The 19,767-nt window shown below is 58.6% G+C and carries 20 protein-coding genes; 16 read left to right on the plus strand and 4 right to left on the minus strand.

Features of this window, described 5'->3' with window-relative positions; translation table 11 throughout:
* The first annotated feature begins 13 nt into the window (after window positions 1-13).
* The 5 genes from RD1_RS11155 to RD1_RS11175 are packed head-to-tail and all read left to right on the plus strand — an operon-like array spanning window position 14 to window position 4,490.
* The gene (locus RD1_RS11155; protein ID WP_011568612.1) at window positions 14-1,045 is read left to right on the plus strand and encodes an extracellular solute-binding protein; all 1,032 of its coding nucleotides are present in this window, start codon (window positions 14-16) and stop codon (window positions 1,043-1,045) included.
* 2 nt (window positions 1,046-1,047) lie between these two features.
* Window positions 1,048-1,899 carry an ABC transporter permease gene (locus tag RD1_RS11160; RefSeq protein WP_011568613.1) on the plus strand — a complete coding sequence of 284 codons (852 nt, stop codon included), beginning with the start codon at window positions 1,048-1,050 and terminating at the stop codon, window positions 1,897-1,899.
* Window positions 1,899-2,720, plus strand: coding sequence for an ABC transporter permease (locus RD1_RS11165; protein ID WP_011568614.1), 822 nt, complete (start codon window positions 1,899-1,901; stop codon window positions 2,718-2,720). Before RD1_RS11160 ends, RD1_RS11165 begins: the two co-directional genes overlap by 1 nt.
* A 7-nt stretch (window positions 2,721-2,727) precedes the next feature.
* Window positions 2,728-3,639 (plus strand): allantoinase PuuE, encoded by a 912-nt coding sequence (locus RD1_RS11170; protein WP_011568615.1) that lies wholly within the window; start codon window positions 2,728-2,730, stop codon window positions 3,637-3,639.
* Window positions 3,636-4,490, plus strand: a complete 855-nt coding sequence (locus tag RD1_RS11175; RefSeq protein ID WP_011568616.1) for a peptidase — start codon at window positions 3,636-3,638, stop codon at window positions 4,488-4,490. The genes RD1_RS11170 and RD1_RS11175 overlap by 4 nt, the downstream gene beginning before the upstream one ends.
* A gap of 105 nt (window positions 4,491-4,595) precedes the next feature.
* Here the strand turns inward: RD1_RS11175 and RD1_RS11180 are convergent, their stop codons facing one another.
* Window positions 4,596-4,826 carry a helix-turn-helix domain-containing protein gene (locus RD1_RS11180; RefSeq protein WP_011568617.1) on the minus strand — a complete coding sequence of 77 codons (231 nt, stop codon included), beginning with the start codon at window positions 4,824-4,826 and terminating at the stop codon, window positions 4,596-4,598.
* A 1-nt stretch (window position 4,827) separates the two neighbouring features.
* The gene (locus tag RD1_RS11185) at window positions 4,828-5,367 is read right to left on the minus strand and encodes a hypothetical protein (protein WP_143090273.1); all 540 of its coding nucleotides are present in this window, start codon (window positions 5,365-5,367) and stop codon (window positions 4,828-4,830) included.
* 70 nt (window positions 5,368-5,437) lie between these two features.
* Between RD1_RS11185 and RD1_RS11190 the strand changes: the two genes are divergently transcribed.
* Window positions 5,438-6,007: a hypothetical protein gene (locus tag RD1_RS11190; RefSeq protein WP_011568619.1), complete on the plus strand. Its 570-nt coding sequence runs from the start codon at window positions 5,438-5,440 to the stop codon at window positions 6,005-6,007.
* 17 nt (window positions 6,008-6,024) lie between these two features.
* Here RD1_RS11190 and RD1_RS11195 read toward each other — a convergent pair whose 3' ends face one another.
* Both RD1_RS11195 and RD1_RS11200 read right to left on the minus strand, forming a co-directional pair.
* Window positions 6,025-6,333 carry a carboxymuconolactone decarboxylase family protein gene (locus RD1_RS11195; RefSeq protein ID WP_011568620.1) on the minus strand — a complete coding sequence of 103 codons (309 nt, stop codon included), beginning with the start codon at window positions 6,331-6,333 and terminating at the stop codon, window positions 6,025-6,027.
* A 9-nt stretch (window positions 6,334-6,342) separates the two neighbouring features.
* A complete protein-coding gene (locus RD1_RS11200) occupies window positions 6,343-7,041 on the minus strand; it encodes a helix-turn-helix domain-containing protein (RefSeq protein WP_011568621.1) in 699 nt (232 codons plus the stop codon).
* Between the two features lie 256 nt (window positions 7,042-7,297).
* On the opposite strand from RD1_RS11200, the gene RD1_RS11205 reads away from it, so the two are divergent.
* From RD1_RS11205 to RD1_RS11250, 10 genes are all read left to right on the plus strand, one after another.
* On the plus strand, window positions 7,298-7,795 hold the full coding sequence (locus tag RD1_RS11205) for a universal stress protein (RefSeq protein ID WP_011568622.1): 498 nt from the start codon (window positions 7,298-7,300) through the stop codon (window positions 7,793-7,795).
* A gap of 18 nt (window positions 7,796-7,813) precedes the next feature.
* Window positions 7,814-9,460 (plus strand): MFS transporter, encoded by a 1,647-nt coding sequence (locus tag RD1_RS11210; protein WP_011568623.1) that lies wholly within the window; start codon window positions 7,814-7,816, stop codon window positions 9,458-9,460.
* A gap of 68 nt (window positions 9,461-9,528) precedes the next feature.
* Window positions 9,529-10,929 carry a NarK family nitrate/nitrite MFS transporter gene (locus RD1_RS11215; protein ID WP_011568624.1) on the plus strand — a complete coding sequence of 467 codons (1,401 nt, stop codon included), beginning with the start codon at window positions 9,529-9,531 and terminating at the stop codon, window positions 10,927-10,929.
* A gap of 62 nt (window positions 10,930-10,991) precedes the next feature.
* Window positions 10,992-14,732 carry a nitrate reductase subunit alpha gene (locus tag RD1_RS11220; RefSeq protein ID WP_011568625.1) on the plus strand — a complete coding sequence of 1,247 codons (3,741 nt, stop codon included), beginning with the start codon at window positions 10,992-10,994 and terminating at the stop codon, window positions 14,730-14,732.
* Window positions 14,729-16,249 carry a nitrate reductase subunit beta gene (gene narH, locus RD1_RS11225; protein ID WP_011568626.1) on the plus strand — a complete coding sequence of 507 codons (1,521 nt, stop codon included), beginning with the start codon at window positions 14,729-14,731 and terminating at the stop codon, window positions 16,247-16,249. The genes RD1_RS11220 and narH overlap by 4 nt, the downstream gene beginning before the upstream one ends.
* Complete coding sequence (gene narJ / locus RD1_RS11230) at window positions 16,249-16,959, plus strand: nitrate reductase molybdenum cofactor assembly chaperone (protein WP_011568627.1); 711 nt, start codon at window positions 16,249-16,251, stop codon at window positions 16,957-16,959. Before narH ends, narJ begins: the two co-directional genes overlap by 1 nt.
* A gap of 11 nt (window positions 16,960-16,970) precedes the next feature.
* Complete coding sequence (gene narI, locus RD1_RS11235) at window positions 16,971-17,765, plus strand: respiratory nitrate reductase subunit gamma (RefSeq protein ID WP_011568628.1); 795 nt, start codon at window positions 16,971-16,973, stop codon at window positions 17,763-17,765.
* Window positions 17,766-17,770: 5 nt separating this feature from the next.
* Window positions 17,771-18,601, plus strand: a complete 831-nt coding sequence (locus tag RD1_RS11240; protein ID WP_011568629.1) for a peptidylprolyl isomerase — start codon at window positions 17,771-17,773, stop codon at window positions 18,599-18,601.
* Window positions 18,582-19,139, plus strand: a complete 558-nt coding sequence (locus RD1_RS11245) for a hemerythrin domain-containing protein (protein WP_044033095.1) — start codon at window positions 18,582-18,584, stop codon at window positions 19,137-19,139. The genes RD1_RS11240 and RD1_RS11245 overlap by 20 nt, the downstream gene beginning before the upstream one ends.
* Window positions 19,140-19,177: 38 nt before the next feature.
* Entirely contained in the window at window positions 19,178-19,753 is a 576-nt protein-coding gene (locus RD1_RS11250) for a hemerythrin domain-containing protein (protein WP_011568630.1), read from the plus strand.
* Window positions 19,754-19,767: the final 14 nt, after the last annotated feature.

A 19,767-nucleotide genomic window follows, 5' to 3' on the forward strand; every position in this document is an offset into this window, starting at 1 on the left:
AAAGGAGACCACCATGAATGACCTTTCCCGCCGAAGACTCTTGCAAAGCGCCGCCGCGTTCGGCGCAGCCTCAGCCTTGCCGTTCTCGGCTGCGCGTGCTGCGGACTCTCTGGCAGCCGCCATCTATCCAGGAACCTGGGACGAGGCCTACCGGTCCGTCGTCGCCCCCTTGCTTGCGCAAAAGCATGGCGTGGATGTGGCTTTTGATCCGCTGTGGGCCGTGGATCAGGTCACCAAGGCACGCGCCGGGCGCGGTATTGCGCCGTTTGACTGTTTTGTCCTCGACCCCGGACCCACGGCTGCGGCGAGAGAGGCCGATCTTTTCGAGCCGATTGACGCCTCTATGCTGTCCAATGCGGCAAACCTGCCCGATGGGATGATCTCGGCGGATGCGGCGACCGTCAATGTGCAGGTTGTTGGCCTGTGCTATAACCCGACCGCCTTCCCCGAGCCGCCAACCCGTTGGGAGCAGATATTCGAGTCTCCTTATGTCGAACGGCTTGGCCTCACGGGGTTCCAGACCACATTCGGTACGGTGTCCCTGATCGAGATGGCAAAGGTCTTTGGCGGGTCCGACACGGATATGGAGCCGATCTTTGCAAAACTGCAGGAAGCGCTTCCCAAGGTTGCAGCCGTCACCGGGCCCGCCGGGTTGCCCGGCCTGTTCCAGCAGGGTCAGATCGATCTGATGTATACCAACACCAACAACGTCGCGACGCTCAAGGCGCAGGGTGTGGACATCGAATTCATCGCGCCTGAAACCGGGGCCATCACATTCTCGACGTCTCTTCACATCACGAAGGGGTCCGAGAACGTCGAAGCCGCGCACAAATACATCGACACGGCGATCTCGGCTGAAGCCCAGTCGCAATTGCAGCTGTCCCCCTACAACATGATCCCGGTGAACAAGCAGGTCGAACTGGCAGAGACCCTTTACATCAAATCCGTGGATGAGTTGTCGGATATGGTTGTGCACGATTGGAGCGTGATCAATCCGCAGCGTGCGGGGTGGATTGAGCGGTTCAACAAAGAGATCACCAAGTAATCATGGCTGGTGCCGCAACATATGAACCCGGACGTGTGGACTGGCGGCTCGCAGCGCCGCTCGGTCTGACGTATCTGGCGTTTTTTGCGGCACCGCTCCTTATCCTGCTGGCGATGTCGTTTGCGGCGGATGATCGTTTTGCGTCCTTCTCTGCGGACAGTTGGGTCAAGTTCTGGGGCGACCCGTTCTATCGCGGCGTTGTCTATGACACGGTGTGGCTTGGTCTGATCGCCGTGGTGGCGACGTCGATCCTGTCCTATCCGATTGCGCTTCTGTTCATTTCGTGCGGGCCGCGCCTGCGGAAACTTCTGATCTTCATCATCCTGCTTCCGCTGCTGACATCGGTGGTGATCCGCACGTTCGCTTGGATCGTGATCCTCGCGCGCGAGGGCGTGGTCAATCAGACCCTGATCAGCCTCGGGCTGACTTCTGCGCCGCTGAACCTTTTGCAAACAGAACTGGGCCTCGTGATTGCGCTGACGCAGATCGAGATGCCCCTGATGCTGTTACCGCTCGTCACGGTCATGCAGCAAATCAACCCCAGCCTGTCGGATGCGTCCCGCGCGCTTGGCGGTTCCAAATGGCGCACATTCTTCCGCATCATCCTGCCGCTTTCGCTGCCCGGATGGATTGCGGGCGCAACCCTTGTGTTCGCCTCGGCGACAACCGCGTTCATCTCGCAGACGGTGATTGGTGGCGCGCGTCTTGTCTATCTGCCGTCGCTGATCTGGCAGCAATCGATGGTCGTTTTCGACTGGCCCTTTGCCGCCGTGGCATCGGTTACACTGCTGGTTGCTGTGCTCAGCGGCGTGATGCTGTTTTCCCTGCTTGGTCGTTTTGCGAGGATAGACTGATGGCGCATCGCAGCACCGTTTCGGACCGGTCCTATTCCATTGTCATGGGCGGCCTTGCAGCACTTGGCATCCTGATCCTTGTGGGTCCCGTGATCATCGTGCTGCTCACGTCGTTCACATCGTCCCGCGTGTTGACCTTTCCGCCGCCGGGTTTTTCGCTTGAATGGTATGCGGCGCTTTTTGATCCGGTGAAGTCGGGTCATATCCATTCGGCCTTGGCCAATTCCCTCTATGTCGCCGCGATTGCCACGGCCCTCGCTGTCCTGCTTGCAACGGCTGCGGCACTGGCCATGGCCCGGTCCAGGGGGGCCTCTGCGCGCGCACTCGAAGCCAGCTTCATGTCACCCCTGATCTTGCCGGGATTGTCCTTTGGCTTGGCGGCGTTGATGTTTTTCTCGATCCTCGGGTTTCGTCCATCGATCAATCACCTGATTGCGGGGCATCTTGTGGTGATCGCGCCTTTCGTCTTTCGCACGACGCTCGCGAGCCTGTCACAATTCAACCCGGCACTTCTGGAAAGCTCTGCCAGCCTTGGGGCAGGGCGCTTTTATGCGTTCCGCCGGATTACGCTGCCAATCATCACGCCGGGCATTGTTGCGGGCGGATTTCTGGCATTCGTGGCGTCGATGGACAACGTGCCGGTGTCGCTGTTCCTGTCCAATGCCCGCACCAATATGCTGCCCATTCGCATGTGGGGCATGATGGAAACCACCCTTGATGTGCGCGTGGCCGCGATTTCCGGTGTGATCATCATCGCCGTGCTCGTGTTGATGATTGTGATGGATCGATTGACCGGCCTGACGCGCCGGATGAGTATGTGAGGCCCAGATGACTTACCCCCGAGATTTTGTTGGCTATGGCGCCAACCCGCCGGATCCGAAATGGCCAAATGGCGCGCGTGTCGCTATCAATTTTGTGATGAACTACGAAGAGGGGTCCGAGCCGTCGATTCAGGATGGTGAGGGCTTTACCGAGGTCGCACTGACAGACGCCCACGGCCTTGATCAAGCGGTCAAGGGGCGTGATCTGGCGGGCGAAGGGCTCTTTGCCTATGGCAGCCGCGTGGGGTTCTGGCGGCTGATGCGGCTTTTTCAGGAGCGCGGGTTGCCCATGACGGTCTTTGGCTGCGCGCTGGCGATCGAGCGGAACCGGCAAGCGGCGCAAGCCATTCGCGATTCTGGATTTGACTGTTGCTGCCATGGCTGGCGCTGGGTCAAGCACTTTGAGTTGAGTGAAGACGAAGAGCGAGACCATATCAAACGTGCCATCGCTTCACTGCGGGAAACCTTGGGCGAGCGGCCCCTTGGATGGTACTGCCGCTATGGTCCCAGCGTAAACACCCGCAAGCTGGTGGTGGAGGAGGGCGGTTTCCTCTACGATTCAGACGCTTACGACGATGAATTGCCCTATTGGACCAAAGTCGCTGGCAAACCGCATCTGGTCGTTCCCTATTCGCTGACCAACAATGATGCGAAATTCTGCGGATCCTTTGCGACGTCCAACGATTACTTCGAGTGGCACAAGGATGCCTTCGACATGCTCTACCGGGAAGGGGCGAGCGCGCCCAAGATGATGTCGGTCGGGCTGCACATGCGGCTGATCGGGCATCCCGCGCGGGCCGTGGGCTTGGAACGTTTCCTCGATTATGTTGCCGGTCATGACGATGTCTGGATCACGCGGCGGCTGGATATCGCCCATCATTGGGCCAAAACACATCCCTATTCCGGACCTCTTGGATGAGCGGCACGCGACACCAGATCGTCGTTGCATTGGGTGACACCCGCTACCGCGTGGATCGACCCTTTGGGACGTGGCCGCAAACCGCCGGTAAGGTGTCGGATGTCGTCGTCCTGCGCGATGGCCGTGTCCTTGTGTTGCTGCGCAGCGACCCTTATGTGGACCCGGATGGTCCGCGTGTCATCGTGCTGTCCTGCGACGGTGACTACCTTGGCGCATGGGGCGATCTTGACATCGCTGATGCGCATTTGATGACCCCGGCGCCGGATGGGCGTCTTTTCATCGTCGACCGTGACATGCATGAAATCATCGTCTTTTCCGCAGATGGACAGCGGGTCGGGGGGATTGGCACACGCGGGGCACCCGGTACGCCGTTCAATCACCCCACGGATGTGGCTTTTGCGCCAAGCGGTGACTTTTATGTGTCAGATGGCTATGCTGGCTGGCATGTCCACCGTTTTGCCGGCGACGGCACGCATCTGGCCACGTGGGGTGCATTCGGCAGCGGTCGTGGCGAATTCCTCGAACCGCATTCCCTCTGGTGCCTGCCCGATGGTCGCGTGGTTGTCGTGGACCGGTGCAATAATCGGCTTCAGGTATTTGATGCGGATGGCGTTTTTCTTGACGAATGGACTGGCTTTCACCGGGCTGTTGGGATCTGGGGGGATGACGCAGGTGACATATTCGTTTCCGATCAGGTCCCAAGCCTGCATCGCATATCGCAGAACGGAACGCGCTTGGGGCGCGCGCGCCCGGTACTGAACGGGGCGCATGGGATCTTCGGATCGCCGGATGGCACGATCTATCTCGCAGAAGCCAATCCAAGCAGGGTGTCCCGTCTGACGCCGCTGTGACAGCCGTACCTCCCGCTGTGCCGTTGCATCCTTTGTACGCAGGCCAGCGTTGCCCGCTAAACAACGCTTGAGGCGCGCAGAGGCAGGTCCGGCGCAAGGGCGCGCTCAATCACGATGTTCCGCTTCCCCCTCACCATCCAGAAACTCGAACAGATCGCCCGGTTGACACTGAAGGACACGGCAAATGCTCTCCAGGGTGCCAAACCGAACACCGCGCGCGCGGCCCGATCTGAGTGTTGACAGGTTCTGCTCGGCGATGCCGATCCGGGCTGCGAGCTCCCGAGAAGTCATCTTGCGTTTGGCGAGCATCACGTCGAGCCGAACCACGATGGCCATTTCAGACGATTTCCTTGTGATCTTCCCACAGCGCCGCGACGAGGGTCAGGGCCTGGGCAAGAAAGGCAGCCATGAGCGCGGCCAAAGCGAGCGAGACCTGTGGGCTGCCGATGGCAATGCTCAGGGCGCGCTGACCGGGACCGGCATGGGCCGTCGCAATCAACACGGCCAGCGTATGCGCGATTATGCTCCAAACCAGCACGGCCCACACCCAACGGGACAACGTCCTTGCGGCTTGTCCCGCAGCCGCCAATTCTGCGCGCGCAAGGATGCGGCTCACCGCTCTGGCGGCAGAAAAAGTCGCCGCGTAAAGACCAAGGCCAAAGCAAGCCACAGCAGCCAAAGCAAAGCTTTGCCAAGGTTGAGGCTCTATCGCATGGCCCGTCAAGCTGGCAAGCCATGCGCCGGTCGCGGCTGTCCCGACCAAGGTTGCGACCACCACGCCCCCCGCCAATGCCACCATCAGAAGGCTCGCGGCCTGAAAGCCCAGTTCGAACCTTCGTGCCGTTCTGCGCAGGGGCGCATCATCAATGAGTGTCATTTTAACCATTCCATCCTTCATGTTTTACATGATACATATAGCGTAAATCATTTAGCAAAGGAAAGACGAAATGCCCCTTGCCCGTTCAATCGCCGCGCTCTTCATCCTTGCCATTACAAGTGCATGCGCCGCAGTCACACCGCGCGGTGTCATGGAAGCCGCGCGTCTCGACCCATTGAACACACCGCCACAGGAACTGGGCCTCGCGTTGAGTGTTCCAGACACGATTGTGTTGAAAGACGGCGACGCCATGGTCAGGCTTGCCTTGTCGGTTGCAGGCGAAGCGTTGGTTGATGCCCGCGTGCCCCTGTCTGTGCAGCGCGCTCCGGAGGCAATATTGGTCAGCGCATCGCAGGGCGAGGTCATCTATGCCGCTTCCCTCACGCCGCAAAACGCCGCAATCCTTGCAGCCGCACAGGCCGAAACCCGGGCATTGCGCGCGGCGGGGACCCAAGGCGAAGGCATCTTTTCAATCGCGGTGGTTGGCGGATGCCGAACAGGGGACCCGCTTGAGGCATTACCCGTCTCCACATGGCTGCGCACCAATCCATCCGCATCGTTTGTCCCGCTCACACGACGCATGGATGTCCTTGACGGGCTTGAAGGCGGCGGCGTGATGGTGCCACCATGTGAAAGCTGACGACGACGGCGGCGCCTTCAGTCGAGGTCTTCGATCCAGGTTTTTGCCGCAACCGCACGCGGTAAACCAAGCGGGCCAATGGCCAGCATCGCTACCTGCAGCAGCGCTTCCTTCTCAATGCCCTCGGCTTCTGCGCGCCGCGTGTGGGAGTGTACTGCGCCTTCTGAACCTGCACCAACAGACAATGCGAGTTTCACCAGGCGACGCTCGCGATCAGTGAGCGGGCCGCAATCTGCGGCAGCACGGCCAAGCATCTGATAGGCGTTCCAGATGTGGGGGAATTCTTCGGCGAGATCACCGGCGGCACCGGGCATTTTTTCGGACATGCGTTTTCCTTACGTTGAATAGTCATCAATGAGGGGGCTTGGTTTCGCGAAGTTTTCGATATCTTTCTGATCCGAGATGTTCACGCGGTTGCCGCTCACTTTCACCCCATAGGATTGCAGGCTCTTGAAGGCGCGGCTCAGGTTTTCGGGCGTCATGCCAAGCATGGAGGCGAGGCGGCGTTTCTCAATGGGGAGATCGAATTCTGAATTCCCGCCAGTACGCTCTTGCTGGCGCAACAGGTAGTTCGCCAATCGTTCAAGAGACGTCCTCAGTTTCAAGTCCTTGGTGTTCTTGACAACAGACCGGTAGCATTGCGCCAGTTCCGTAACCACGTTTCTGGCAAATTTCGCATCGATATCAAATACGCCCCGCACATCCTGGCTGGGAATAAGCGCAACCCGGCTTTTCTCCAAGGTGCGGGCGGACATCAAATACGGTGCGTCCTTGATCGTTGCAGCGAGGATGAAGGTCGATACCGGGCGGACCGTTGCCATTGACGTCTCGCGGCTGTTCCAGCTTGAGAAAAGCTCGACCGAACCGGACAGGACGATATGCAGAAAATCGCTCGGATCGCCTTCCTCGATCAGGTCGATCTGCGGTGGGAAGTTCTGGACATAGGATCCCCGCATGAGCGCGAAAAAGTTCTCGTCGCTCATCTCTGCAAAAAGATGCAGACCGCGAATATCCGGAAAATCCGATTCGGGCATTCCAAGGTACACCTGTTAACTCCAATTGATATATGTTGTTAATTGCATTGATAAATGTCAATCCATGATTTGATGTATTTCGGTTGCCTGTTTGATGCCGCACTGCAAACAAAATGACAAATCTTGATAAGCCATTTATTTCAATGCACTTTCTCTCAAATATTGATCCAGATCAACAAGAATTCACAACGGCCACCTCACACAGTTTCTGAACTTCAAATCACCCAATTCCGGGTGCGTCAGAACGGAGGAACCGATGGAAATAATGCTTGCGTACGACCATTCGCGCAACGCGCGAATTGCGCTCGGCGCAATTCAGCAGATGTTCGGACCGTTGAAACCCAGCGTTACGCTGGTGTCGGTCGTTGAGGATATCGGGAGCGCCACATCGGGTGCGGACGAGCTTTTCACCGAACAGTATCAGGATCAGAAAGCGGGCGTTGAAGCGGCGGCCGCCGAATTGATGGCAGCAGGCTTTGACGCGAAGGTCATGCTTGCAGAAGGTGACGCGCGCAAGATGATCTTGCGCGCGACAGAGGAACGTCAGCCGGACCTTTTGGTTATGGCGCGTCACAGCCATCACGCAGATGGGGGGCCGTTGGGGTTCATCACCAAAAAGCTCGACGCGCTTGTCGAGGAATTTGACCACATGACCTTTGGCTCTGTGTCGGCCTTTCTGGCGCGGCGCGCCAAGTGCCCAATTCTCATAATTCCAACCCACGTCCCCGCATCTTCGATGCAGGCGGCCGAATAAACCCGGGGGACACTACCGATGAAAATCTCAACTCTGTTCCGGGTTCAGGACCGCGCCATTCGCGCGCTGCACCTGACCTGGATCGCTTTCTTTATTACCTTTTATGTCTGGTTCAACATGGCCCCGCTGGCATCTTCGATGTTGGCGGCAAATGATTGGCTTACCAAGGATGACATCAAGCTCTTCGCCATCGCAAACGTGGCGTTGACGATCCCGGCCCGGATCCTTGTTGGGCTGGCGCTCGACAAATACGGCCCGCGCCGTGTGTTCTCGATCCTCATGGTCGTGATGGCCGTGCCGACGCTCTTCTTCGCCTTTGGCGACACCAAGATGCAGCTCTTTGTCTCGCGTCTGATCATGTCGTCTGTCGGCGCAGGTTTCGTTGTCGGTATTCACATGACAGCCCTTTGGTTCAAGCCGCGTGACATCGGCTTTGCCGAAGGGTTCTACGCGGGCTGGGGCAACTTCGGTTCCGCTGCTGCGGCTCTGACCATTCCGACAATCGCTCTGAACATGTTCGGTGGCGATGATGGCTGGCGCTACGCGATTGCCATGTCGGGCATCATCATGGCGGCCTATGGCGTGTTCTACTGGTTCGCGATCACTGACGGTCCGAACCCCGACACCCACAAGAAGGCAAAGGGTTCAGCACTTGAGGTTTCGACCTACAAGGATCTGGTGCTGCTGGTCATCTTCACCGTGCCGCTGATCGGGATTTTGTCGATCCTCATCTACCGTGTGCAGATGATGGGTTATATCGATGGCTTCGTTGCAACCATCTGCTACGCCTCGATTGCAACCCTGGTTGTCTATCAGGTCTGGCAAGTGCTGCGCACCAACCTGCCGATCCTTCGCAAAGGTGTTCCCGAGGATGACAAGTATCCCTTCAGCTCGGTCGCAGCGCTCAACACCACCTATTTCGCGAACTTCGGTGCGGAACTGGCGGTCGTGTCGATGCTGCCGATGTTCTTTCAGGAAACCTGGGGGCTGACAGCAGTCGTCGCTGGTCTGATCGCGGCCTCCTTTGCCTTCATCAACCTCGTGGCGCGTCCGATGGGCGGTTTGGTCTCAGACCGCATGGGCAACCGCCGCTTTGTGATGCTGGCCTATATGCTGGGGATTGCCATCGGTTTTGCGCTCATGGGCCTGTTGAACAGCGAATGGCCTCTGATCATCGCGATCGCCATCACAATCGCTTGCTCGTTCTTCGTGCAGGGGGCGGAGGGGGCAACCTTCGGCATCATCCCCTCGATCAAGCGTCGGGTGACCGGACAGATTGCCGGCATGGCCGGGGCCTACGGCAACGTTGGCGCGGTGTTCTACCTCTTCATCTTCACCTTTGTCGACACGCAGACCTTCTTCTTCATCATCGCCTGTGGTGCGCTGATCTCCTGGGTTGTCTGCTTCTTCTGGCTGAAGGAACCGGAAGGTGGCTTTGGGGAAGAGTACGTCCTCAGTTCTGTTGACCAGGCCATCGCAGCGGAAGCCACGCGCAAGAAAGAGGCCGAAGCTGAACTCGCCTTGATCTTTGAGGGCTCCGAGAAGGTGGCACTCGCCGAGAAAGGCAACGGCCTGACCGTCACCGCAAGGTTCAAGGACCTTGACGATCTCAAGACCGCTTTGGCCCGACTAGGTCCAAACGGCAGCCAGCAACCGGCTGAATGAACGCATGGCCGGCCGGGCAAGGTGGCCCGGCCGGCCCCCCGAAACCGCCGACAGGGGAGGATTTACCCATGGCGATTACAGACACCTCAAATGGCAGCAGCCGTCACGTGTTGACGGACTGGCGCCCCGAAGACCCCCAGTTCTGGGAGGAAAAGGGCAAGGCCATCGCAACCCGCAACCTTTGGATCTCGATCCCGAACCTGCTCATGGCCTTCTCGGTCTGGATGGTTTGGTCGGTCGTTGTGGCCAAGATGCCTGCCATTGGCTTTGATTTCTCGGTTTCAGAGCGTTTCTGGCTGGCGGCTTTGCCCGGCCTGTCGGGCGCAACACTGCGGATTTTCTACAGCTTCGTTATCCCGGTCTTTGGCGGCCGTCGGTGGACGGCCATCTCGACCGCTTCGCTTTTGCTGCCCGCACTCGGTATCGGCTTCGCGGTACAGAACCCCGAAACGTCATACTTCACATTCCTGATCCTTGCCCTGATGTGCGGCTTCGGCGGCGGCAACTTCGCCTCTTCGATGGCCAACATCGCCTATTTCTATCCCAAGAAAGTCAAAGGCCAGGCGCTGGCAATGAATGCGGGCCTGGGCAACCTTGGCGTCTCCGTGATGCAGTTTCTCGTGCCTGTCGTCATCACCATGGGTGTTTTCGGCGCCGTGGGTGGTGAGCCGCAAACCCTGTCCGATGGCGGTCAACTCTTCATTCAGAATGCTGGCTTCATCTGGGTGCCGTTCCTGGCCATTGGTGCCATCGCCGCGTGGTTCGGCATGAATGACATCGCTGACGCAAAGGCCTCTGTGGGCGAGCAGATGTCCATCCTGGGCCGCTACCACAACTGGGTGATGTGTGTGCTTTATGTTGGCACATTCGGCTCCTTCATTGGCTATGCTGCGGGTTTCCCGCTTCTGATGAAGACACAGTTTCCAGAAGTTGATGTGCTGAAATACGCCTTCCTCGGCCCGCTTGTGGGAGCGCTGAGCCGCTCTGCCACGGGCTGGATTTCCGACAAGTTCGGCGGTGGGAAAGTGACTTTCTGGGTGTTCCTCGGCATGATCGTTGCGGTTTACGGCGTGATCACCTTCTTGCCATCGACACCTGAAGCGGCTGACGGCAGTTTCTGGGGCTTCTTTGCCTGCTTCATGGCGCTCTTCTTCCTGACCGGTGTGGGCAATGCCTCCACCTTCCAGATGATCCCGTCGATCATGAAACAGGAAATCCCGCGTCTCATGCCGAACCTCGAGGCCACCAACATGCAGCGCACCATCGAGCGCGAGTCTGCTGCCATCATTGCCTTTACGTCGGCCATCGCAGCTTACGGCGCCTTCTTCATCCCGAAGAGCTACGGCACCTCGATCGCCATAACCGGCAGTCCGCACGGCGCGCTCTGGGCCTTTCTCGGGTTCTATGCGGTCTGCACCGTAATCACCTGGGTCTACTACAGCCGCAAGAACGCACCTGTTCCCTGCTGACCCACTGACCAAGCTCTGCGCCGGATCGCCCGGCGCAGAGGTAGCCAAAAGGAGAAAATTCCATGAGCCACCTGCTCGACAGATTGAACTTCCTCCAGTCCAACAAACTGGAAGAGTTCGCCAACGGCCACGGTCAGGTTACCAATGAAGATCGTGGTTGGGAAGACACCTACAGAAATCGCTGGCGTCATGACAAGGTCGTCCGCTCGACCCATGGTGTGAATTGCACCGGGTCCTGCAGCTGGAAGATCTACGTCAAATCCGGGATCGTGACATGGGAGACGCAGCAAACCGATTATCCGCGCACGCGGCCCGATCTGCCGAACCACGAGCCGCGTGGTTGCGCCCGTGGTGCCTCCTACAGCTGGTATCTCTATTCTGCCAACCGTGTGAAAAACCCGCTGATCCGCGGGCGGCTGATGAAAATCTGGCGCGAAATGCGCAAGACCAAGACCCCCGTCGAGGCCTGGACCGCGATCCAGAACGATCCGATCCTGCGCAACTCTTACACCTCCAAGCGGGGTTCCGGCGGCTTTGTGCGCGCCACATGGGATGAGGCCACCGAGATCACGGCAGCGGCCAACGCCTATACCGCGAAAACCTATGGCCCCGACCGCATCTTCGGCTTCTCACCGATCCCCGCGATGTCGATGGTCAGCTACGCTGCGGGCTCGCGCTACCTGAGCCTGATGGGCGGCGTCTGCATGTCCTTCTATGACTGGTATTGCGATTTGCCACCAGCTTCGCCGATGACATGGGGCGAGCAGACCGACGTGCCCGAGTCGGCCGACTGGTACAACTCCAGCTACCTGTTGCTCTGGGGCTCCAACGTGCCGCAGACCCGGACGCCGGACGCCCATTTCTACACCGAAGTGCGCTACAAGGGGACCAAGTCCGCAGTTATCTGCCCCGACTATTCAGAGGCGTCCAAGTTTGCAGATGTCTGGCTGAACGTGAAGCAGGGCACCGATGCAGCCCTCGGCATGGCTTTTGGCCACGTCATCCTGCGCGAGTTCCATATTGATCGTCAGGCTGAATACTTTGAGGATTACTGCCGCAAGTACTCCGACATGCCGATGCTGGTGCGTCTGGACGAAAAAGACGGCAGCCTTGTGCCCGGCCGTTTCCTGCGCGCCGATGATCTCGACGGAAAACTGGGCGAGGAGAACAACCCCGAATGGAAAACCGTCGCCATTGACGAAGCCACGGGCAACCTTGTCGCACCAAACGGTGCCATCGGTTACCGCTGGGGCGAAAAGGGCGAATGGAACCTCGAAGAAAAAGCAGACGGCAAACAGGCCAGACTGCAGATGACGCTGATCCTTGATGAAGCACACGATGAAGTGCGCGGCGTTGATTTCCCTTACTTCGGGGGGGCCGCGACCGAAGCCTTCACAACCGGCGATACCCGCCCGGACGTTCTGACCAAGAATATCCCTGTCAAACGGATCAAGACCGCAGACGGTGATGTGCTTGTGGCGACGGTCTTTGACCTCTTCTGTGCCAACTATGGTGTGGACCGGGGTCTTGGGGGGGACTGGGTTGCTTCGTCCTACGACGAGGATGTTCCCGGCACTCCTGCATGGGCTGAGAAGATCACCGGTGTGCCTGCTGACAAAATCGCTCACGTCGCGCGCGAATTCGCAGATACGGCCGAAAAGACCCATGGCAAGTCCATGGTGATCATCGGGGCCGCCATGAACCACTGGTACCATATGGACATGAATTACCGCGCCGTCATCAACATGCTGGTGATGTGCGGTTGTGTGGGGCAATCCGGTGGCGGCTGGGCGCATTACGTGGGTCAGGAGAAACTGCGGCCACAAACCGGTTGGCAACCTCTGGCATTCGCGCTCGACTGGGGTCGTCCACCGCGCCACATGAACTCGACCAGCGCTTGGTATGCCCATACCGATCAGTGGCGTTACGAGACCCTGGAGGCAAATGAAATCCTGTCACCCACAGCGCCAGAAGGCGATTGGGACATCAGCCTGATCGACTACAACATCCGGGCTGAACGCATGGGTTGGTTGCCTTCGGCGCCTCAACTCAAGACCAACCCGCTTGAAGTTGCAAAGCAGGCGAAAGCGGCCGGGATGGAAATCCCCGCCTATGTCGCGCAGCAACTCAAATCCGGCGCGTTGGAAATGTCCTGTGAGGATCCCGACGATCCGGCGAACTGGCCGCGCAACCTCTTTGTGTGGCGCTCGAACCTGCTGGGATCGAGCGGCAAGGGGCATGAGTACTTCCTCAAACACCTGCTGGGCACCGATCATGGTGTTCTGGGCAAGGATTTGGGCGAAGAGGGCAAGGCGTTGCCCAAGGAAGCCAAGTGGCATGAGAAAGGCCCCGAGGGCAAACTCGACCTGCTGGTCACAATCGACTTCCGCATGTCCACCACGGCTGTCTATGCCGACATCGTTCTGCCAACAGCGAGTTGGTACGAGAAGGACGACATGAACACGTCGGACATGCACCCGTTCATCCACCCGCTGCAAGCGGCGGTGGACCCGGCGTATGAAAGCAAGTCGGACTTCGAAATCTTCAAGGCAATCGCCAAGAAGGTGCAGGAAGTAGCCCCGGAAATCCTAGGTGTAGAAACCGACATCGTCGCGCTGCCGCTGCTGCATGACATGCCGGCGGAAATTGCCCAGGATCAGGTGCGCGACTGGAAGAAGGGCGAATGTGACCTCATTCCGGGCAAGACTGCGCCGGCCTATGTGGCCGTGGAACGCGACTATACCGCAATCTACGACCGTTTCACCGCGCTTGGACCGCTCATGGACAAGCTTGGCAATGGCGGCAAGGGCATCACCTGGAACACGCAGGAAGAAATCGATGGTCTGGCCGCTCTGAACGGTGTGGTGCAGGACGGCCCCGCAAAGGGTCGACCCAAGATCGAGACAGCGATTGATGCCTGTGAAGTGATCCTGATGCTGGCGCCCGAGACCAACGGCAACGTCGCCGTGAAGGCCTGGGAGGCGCTGTCCGAGAACACAGGGCGTGAACATGCGCATCTGGCGGAGGGCGAGCATCACCAGAAAATCCGCTTCCATGACATCGCGGCACAGCCCCGCAAGATCATCTCCTCGCCCACATGGTCGGGCATCGAGAGCGAGAAGGTCAGCTACAACGCGGGCTACACCAACGTGCATGAATTGATCCCATGGCGGACCCTGACCGGGCGACAACAGCTTTATCAGGATCACCTGTGGATGCGGGCCTTTGGTGAAGGCTTCATGTCCTACCGTCCGCCGGTCGATCTGAAAACCGTGACGGCGGAGATCAATCACGAAGCGCGTGACGGCAACCCGCATCTGGTGCTGAACTTCATCACACCACACCAGAAATGGGGCATCCATTCGACCTATTCGGACAACCTGTTGATGTTGACGCTCAACCGTGGTGGTCCGGTGGTCTGGATCTCCGAGAATGACGCCAAATCGGCGGGCATTGCGGATAACGACTGGATCGAGCTTTACAACGTGAACGGTGCTTTGACTGCGCGGGCCGTGGTGTCCCAGCGGATCAAGGATGGCACCACCTTCATGTATCACGCTCAGGAAAAGATCGTGAACACGCCCGGATCGGAAAAAACCGGCAAGCGCGGGGGGATCCACAACTCCGTGACCCGCGCGGTCCTGAAACCCACGCATATGATCGGCGGCTACGCCCAGCAATCCTACGGCTTCAACTACTACGGCACCGTGGGCTGCAACCGGGACGAGTTCGTCATCGTGCGGAAAATGCAAAAGGTCGACTGGCTCGACAACGAAGCTACCCAGAAGGAGGCAGCGGAATGAGAGTTCGTGCGCAAATCGGTATGGTGTTGAACCTCGATAAATGTATCGGGTGCCACACCTGCTCCGTGACCTGCAAGAACGTGTGGACCACACGGGACGGGGTCGAATACGCCTGGTTCAACAACGTCGAGACAAAGCCGGGCACCGGCTATCCGACGGATTGGGAAAATCAGGCCAAGTGGAACGGCGGTTGGGAACGGACCAAGTCCGGCAAACTGCAGCCCAAACAGGGCAGCAAATGGCGGATCCTGTCCAACATCTTTGCCAACCCCGATCTGCCCGAGATCGACGACTATTATGAGCCGTTCGATTTCGACCACGATCACCTGAAGTCAGCCCCGGAAATGGAAGCGTTCCCCACGGCGCGCCCCCGCTCCAAGATCACCGGTGAACGGATCGAGAAGATCGAGAAAGGCCCCAACTGGGAGGAAATCCTCGGTGGTGAGTTCTCGAAACGCTCGGAAGACTACAACTTCGAAGGCATCCAGAAGGAGATCTACGGGGAATACGAGAACACCTTCATGATGTATCTCCCCCGGCTCTGTGAGCACTGCCTCAATCCGGCCTGTGCGGCCTCCTGCCCATCGGGCGCGATCTACAAACGCGAGGAAGACGGCATTGTCCTGATCGATCAGGAGAAGTGCCGCGGCTGGCGGATGTGCGTCTCGGGCTGCCCCTACAAGAAGGTGTATTACAACTGGGAAAGCGGAAAATCTGAGAAATGCACCCTGTGCTACCCCCGGATTGAAAGCGGCAACCCGACCGTGTGTTCGGAAACCTGCGTGGGTCGCATCCGGTATCTGGGCGTGATGCTCTATGATGCGGACAAGATCGACACCGCCGCGAATGCGCCGACGGATCAAGAGCTTTATGATGCGCAGCTGGATGTGTTCCTCGACCCCAACGATCCTGTGGTCATTGAGACCGCAAGGGCCGACGGTATTCCGGAGGACTGGATCAAGGCGGCTCAGGAAAGCCCCATCTGGAAAATGGCCATGGAATGGAAAGTCGCCTTCCCGCTGCATCCGGAATACCGGACGCTGCCGATGGTGTGGTACATCCCGCCACTCTCACCGATCCAGAACGCCGCCGAGGCCGGGAAGATCGGCACGGATGGCATGATGCCCAACGTCAAGGATTTGCGGATTCCCGTTCGGTATCTCGCGAACATGCTCACGGCAGGTGACGAGGCCCCGGTGGTGTCGGCGCTCGAACGGATGATGGCCATGCGCGCCTACATGCGGTCGAAAACCGTGGACGGTGTGATTGACGAGGCCATCGCCGCACGGGTCGGCCTGAGCGGGCGTGTGATCGAGGACATGTACAAGATCATGGCCCTTGCCGATTACGAGGACCGTTTCGTCATCCCGACAACCCACCGTGAGCAGGTCGAAGAAGCCTATGACCTCAAGGGGGGCTGTGGATTTACCGACGGCAACGGTTGTTCGACCGGGACGTCCAAGCCCTCGCTTTTTGGCAAAGGGAAGAAACCTCTTAAAATGCCGGAGGCAATGTGATGACCATTGATCGTACATTCAAAGCCATTTCGCTGGTCCTGAGTTACCCGACGCGCGAGCTGCAGCATGCCATGCCCGAGATCGGAGGCGTTCTGGCCTCGGACACGCGATTGACAGCAGCAGCACGTCGGGCCCTGCGCCCGCTCATCGAAGAGTTGGGCGGGCGCGACATCTATGACCTGCAAGAGACCTATGTGGGTCTCTTTGACCGATCGCGCACGCTTTCGCTCAACCTGTTCGAGCATGTGCACGGCGAAAGCCGCGACAGAGGGGGCGCAATGGTCTCACTGGTCGAAATGTATCGCGAGGGCGGGTTTGACCCGGCCACCTCAGAACTGCCTGATCATCTGCCTATGCTGCTGGAATTCCTGTCCACGCGTCCCTTCGTCGAGGCACAGGAAACCTTGGCGGACGCGGCGCACATTCTCGAGGCTTTGAACGCACGGCTGGGCCGTCGGGAAAGCCCCTATGGAGCCGTGTTCGCCGCTTTGCTGCAGCTCTCTGGAGCGAAAGCCGACAAGGCGGCTGTGGCAGAACTGCTTGAGGAGCCGGAGATGGATCCGGATGACCTCGAGGCACTCGACAAGGTTTGGGAGGAAACCGAGGTTCGCTTCGGCCCCGATCCCAACGCAGGATGCCCACAAGTGCGCGACATGCTGTCTCGCATGGATCAACCCAACACCCCCACACCGCAACACGCGGCCGAATGACGGAGGATGTCATGAACCAGTTTCTTTTCGGAACCTTTCCTTACATCGCACTGGCGATTTGCATCATCGGCTCGATCGCACGATACGAGCGTGATCCATTCACATGGAAGTCTTCTTCATCGCAGATGCTGCGGCGCAGGCAACTCATCATTGGCTCGGTTCTGTTCCATGTCGGTGTCCTGGTGATCTTCTTCGGTCACCTGGTTGGATTGCTGACACCGATCTGGATTTTCGATGCCATCGGCATCAGCCACGGTGCAAAGCAACTCCTGGCCGTGGTGGCTGGCGGTATCGCGGGCGTTGCGGCGCTGATTGGGGGCATCCTGCTTTTCCATCGCCGGTGGACTGATCCGCGGATCGCGAAGAATTCCAGCTTCTGGGACAACGCGATCCTGCTGATGTTGATTGCTCAGCTGGTACTGGGGTTGGGCACCATTTTCGTCTCCCTCGGTCACTTGGACGGGCACGAGATGGTAAAGTTCATGTCCTGGGCGCAGGGTATCTTCACCTTTGATGGTGCGGCCGCCGGATACGTCGCGGATGTGGCGATCGTCTTCAAGCTGCACTTGATCCTTGGCCTGCTGATCATCGCGGTCTTTCCGTTCACACGGCTTGTGCACATTCTGTCAGGATTAGCGGCACCGTTCCGGTATCTATTTGGACGCACCGGCTACCAGGTCGTTCGTTCACGTCGCAAGGTTGCCTTGCCGAAAACTGTCGGTGCCGGTTCTCAAGGCCGCAAGAGCCCGATGCCAGAACGCAAGGGTGCAGCAGCACCTGACGCAATGCCAACCCCTGCGGAGTAATCGTCATGAATGCGCTTTTTCCTGATCTTGTCGTAAATGGTGAAACGGTCCCGTCAGCACGGATTGCGGCAGAGACCCAAAACCACGATGGCCCAAAGGGCAAGCCCGGCATCGCCTGGCGCAAGGCCGCCAACGCCATGGCAGTGCGCACCTTGCTTCTGCAAGAGGCACGCAAGCGCGGTGTGCAAGCGCAGGTTCAGGAGATCGCGCCCAGTCGGTTTGAAACAGAGGAGGAGGCCCTTGTCCGGGGCCTTCTCGACGAAGCCGTTGTGGTGTCAGCGCCGTCTGCGGCATCCGTTCGTGCGGAATGGGAGAAGGATCCGCTCCGGTTCCGAACCCCGCCACTATGGGAGGTGTCACATATTCTGGTCGCTTGCGACCCGAGGGACGAGGAGGCGCGTAGGCAGGCACATGCCCGCGCAGTTGATCTCACTGGGCAGGCGCTCGGCAATCCCAATGGCTTTGCGAAACTGGCGGCTCGGGAAAGCGACTGTGGCTCAAAATCGACCGGTGGGGCCCTCGGGCAACAAAGCCCGGGCGACACGGTTCCCGAATTTGAAGCGGCTCTGCGCCAACTGACGGAAGGGGGCATCACGGGAGAACCCATCCTCACGCGCTATGGCTGGCACATCATCAAGTTGGATGCCGTCGCGATTGGTGCCGTGCTTCCCTTCGACGCAGTTAAACAGAAGATTTCCGATGCCATGGAGAAAGCATCGTGGGCCCGAGCGGCCAAAGACTTCGTGCAAACCCTGGTTGCGTCCGCCGAGATCTCCGGCGCGGACCTCCGACCGGTCTCGCCCAGGAGGGCAGATCATGAAAAGCATCACCACTGACCACCGTTCGATTGATGGCAAGACACCGACCAGTGTCATGCTCCTTCAGAATCCCTTGGACTTCATCGCGGAGGACCATCTTCGCCTGAGAGCCATGTGCGCAGCGTTGGATCGTCTGGCAGAGACAACGCCGGTTGAAGGCGCAGCAATCTCGGAAATGATCGACTACCTCGGACACGAATTGCCACTGCTGCTGGCAGATGAAGATGACGACCTCATGCCCCACATTCTGTCCCGCGCCGAACCGGAAGATGAACTGCCAAAGCTGACCAGACGACTAGAAAAAGAGCACGCCGAGATAGCCTGTCTTTTGAAGGCCGTGACCTCGGGTCTTGCCGGTCTGGCGCTTGCCACCTCAATATCGAATGCGTTGCGGACCTCAATGCATGATCTGGCAGACGCAGCACGACGGCACCTTATCCTGGAGAATGCAGTCTTGCTTCCTTTGGCCAAAGCGCGGCTGACCAAAGAAGACTTGCACGCAATTCGCGCCGCAATGCTCAAGCGAAGAGGGTTAGAGAGCCTCTTCGCAACCTAGTCCCCAGATCATCAATCCTTCCTCCAGAGAGTATGAAAATGAAGAAATCCTTGTCCAATGCACGTTCACGGGACCCACATTATCATGCGACAGACATGGACCTTTTGGTCAACCCGCTGGAATTCTTCGAAGAGGATCACCTGCGAACAAGAACGGTTTGTGCAACCTTTGATCGCATCGCCGACAGTGAATTGCCGGCCAGAGAAGATGTCTTCGAAGCACTGAGCTACCTTGAAAACGAACTGCCGCTCTTCATTGTTGATGAGGATGCAGACCTTGTGCGACTGATGCGCGGCCATTTGGACGAAGCAACATCGCTCTTTGAGGTGCTGCGCTGCGTCACAAAACTCCATGAGGAAATCGCATTCAGATCGCGACCGGCGATTGACCTGCTTGAGATCCTCAAGCAGCACCCTCGCGGCCTCACCAATTCCGAACAGACATGCCTGCGCGATCTGGCAACAAGTCTGCGCACAGACATGGCAATGGAAAACAGCGGGCTGCTGCCGCTCGCCAAGACGCTTTTGACCAAGGACGAGTTGGCCGAGTTGCGCTTGGCGATGTTTCAGCGGCGTCTTTCAGACTTTCGCGACCACAGGGCATGTGGCGCATGACGCGTTACAAAGGA

The organism is Roseobacter denitrificans OCh 114, assembly GCF_000014045.1.
In the GTDB taxonomy this organism is placed as follows: domain Bacteria; phylum Pseudomonadota; class Alphaproteobacteria; order Rhodobacterales; family Rhodobacteraceae; genus Roseobacter; species Roseobacter denitrificans.

Bases quoted from the DNA above. Each gene is read 5' to 3' on its own strand.
- RD1_RS11190 (WP_011568619.1), top strand. From the start codon at position 5,438: ATGCCCCTTGCCCGTTCAATCGCCGCGCTCTTCATCCTTGCCATTACA.
- narI (WP_011568628.1), top strand. From the start codon at position 16,971: ATGAACCAGTTTCTTTTCGGAACCTTTCCTTACATCGCACTGGCGATT.
- RD1_RS11165 (WP_011568614.1), top strand. From the start codon at position 1,899: ATGGCGCATCGCAGCACCGTTTCGGACCGGTCCTATTCCATTGTCATG.
- RD1_RS11200 (WP_011568621.1), bottom strand. From the start codon at position 7,041: ATGCCCGAATCGGATTTTCCGGATATTCGCGGTCTGCATCTTTTTGCA.
- RD1_RS11195 (WP_011568620.1), bottom strand. From the start codon at position 6,333: ATGTCCGAAAAAATGCCCGGTGCCGCCGGTGATCTCGCCGAAGAATTC.
- RD1_RS11220 (WP_011568625.1), top strand. From the start codon at position 10,992: ATGAGCCACCTGCTCGACAGATTGAACTTCCTCCAGTCCAACAAACTG.
- RD1_RS11160 (WP_011568613.1), top strand. From the start codon at position 1,048: ATGGCTGGTGCCGCAACATATGAACCCGGACGTGTGGACTGGCGGCTC.
- RD1_RS11205 (WP_011568622.1), top strand. From the start codon at position 7,298: ATGGAAATAATGCTTGCGTACGACCATTCGCGCAACGCGCGAATTGCG.
- RD1_RS11240 (WP_011568629.1), top strand. From the start codon at position 17,771: ATGAATGCGCTTTTTCCTGATCTTGTCGTAAATGGTGAAACGGTCCCG.
- RD1_RS11215 (WP_011568624.1), top strand. From the start codon at position 9,529: ATGGCGATTACAGACACCTCAAATGGCAGCAGCCGTCACGTGTTGACG.
- RD1_RS11250 (WP_011568630.1), top strand. From the start codon at position 19,178: ATGAAGAAATCCTTGTCCAATGCACGTTCACGGGACCCACATTATCAT.
- narJ (WP_011568627.1), top strand. From the start codon at position 16,249: ATGACCATTGATCGTACATTCAAAGCCATTTCGCTGGTCCTGAGTTAC.
- RD1_RS11170 (WP_011568615.1), top strand. From the start codon at position 2,728: ATGACTTACCCCCGAGATTTTGTTGGCTATGGCGCCAACCCGCCGGAT.
- RD1_RS11210 (WP_011568623.1), top strand. From the start codon at position 7,814: ATGAAAATCTCAACTCTGTTCCGGGTTCAGGACCGCGCCATTCGCGCG.
- RD1_RS11180 (WP_011568617.1), bottom strand. From the start codon at position 4,826: ATGGCCATCGTGGTTCGGCTCGACGTGATGCTCGCCAAACGCAAGATG.
- RD1_RS11175 (WP_011568616.1), top strand. From the start codon at position 3,636: ATGAGCGGCACGCGACACCAGATCGTCGTTGCATTGGGTGACACCCGC.
- narH (WP_011568626.1), top strand. From the start codon at position 14,729: ATGAGAGTTCGTGCGCAAATCGGTATGGTGTTGAACCTCGATAAATGT.
- RD1_RS11245 (WP_044033095.1), top strand. From the start codon at position 18,582: ATGAAAAGCATCACCACTGACCACCGTTCGATTGATGGCAAGACACCG.
- RD1_RS11185 (WP_143090273.1), bottom strand. From the start codon at position 5,367: ATGACACTCATTGATGATGCGCCCCTGCGCAGAACGGCACGAAGGTTC.
- RD1_RS11155 (WP_011568612.1), top strand. From the start codon at position 14: ATGAATGACCTTTCCCGCCGAAGACTCTTGCAAAGCGCCGCCGCGTTC.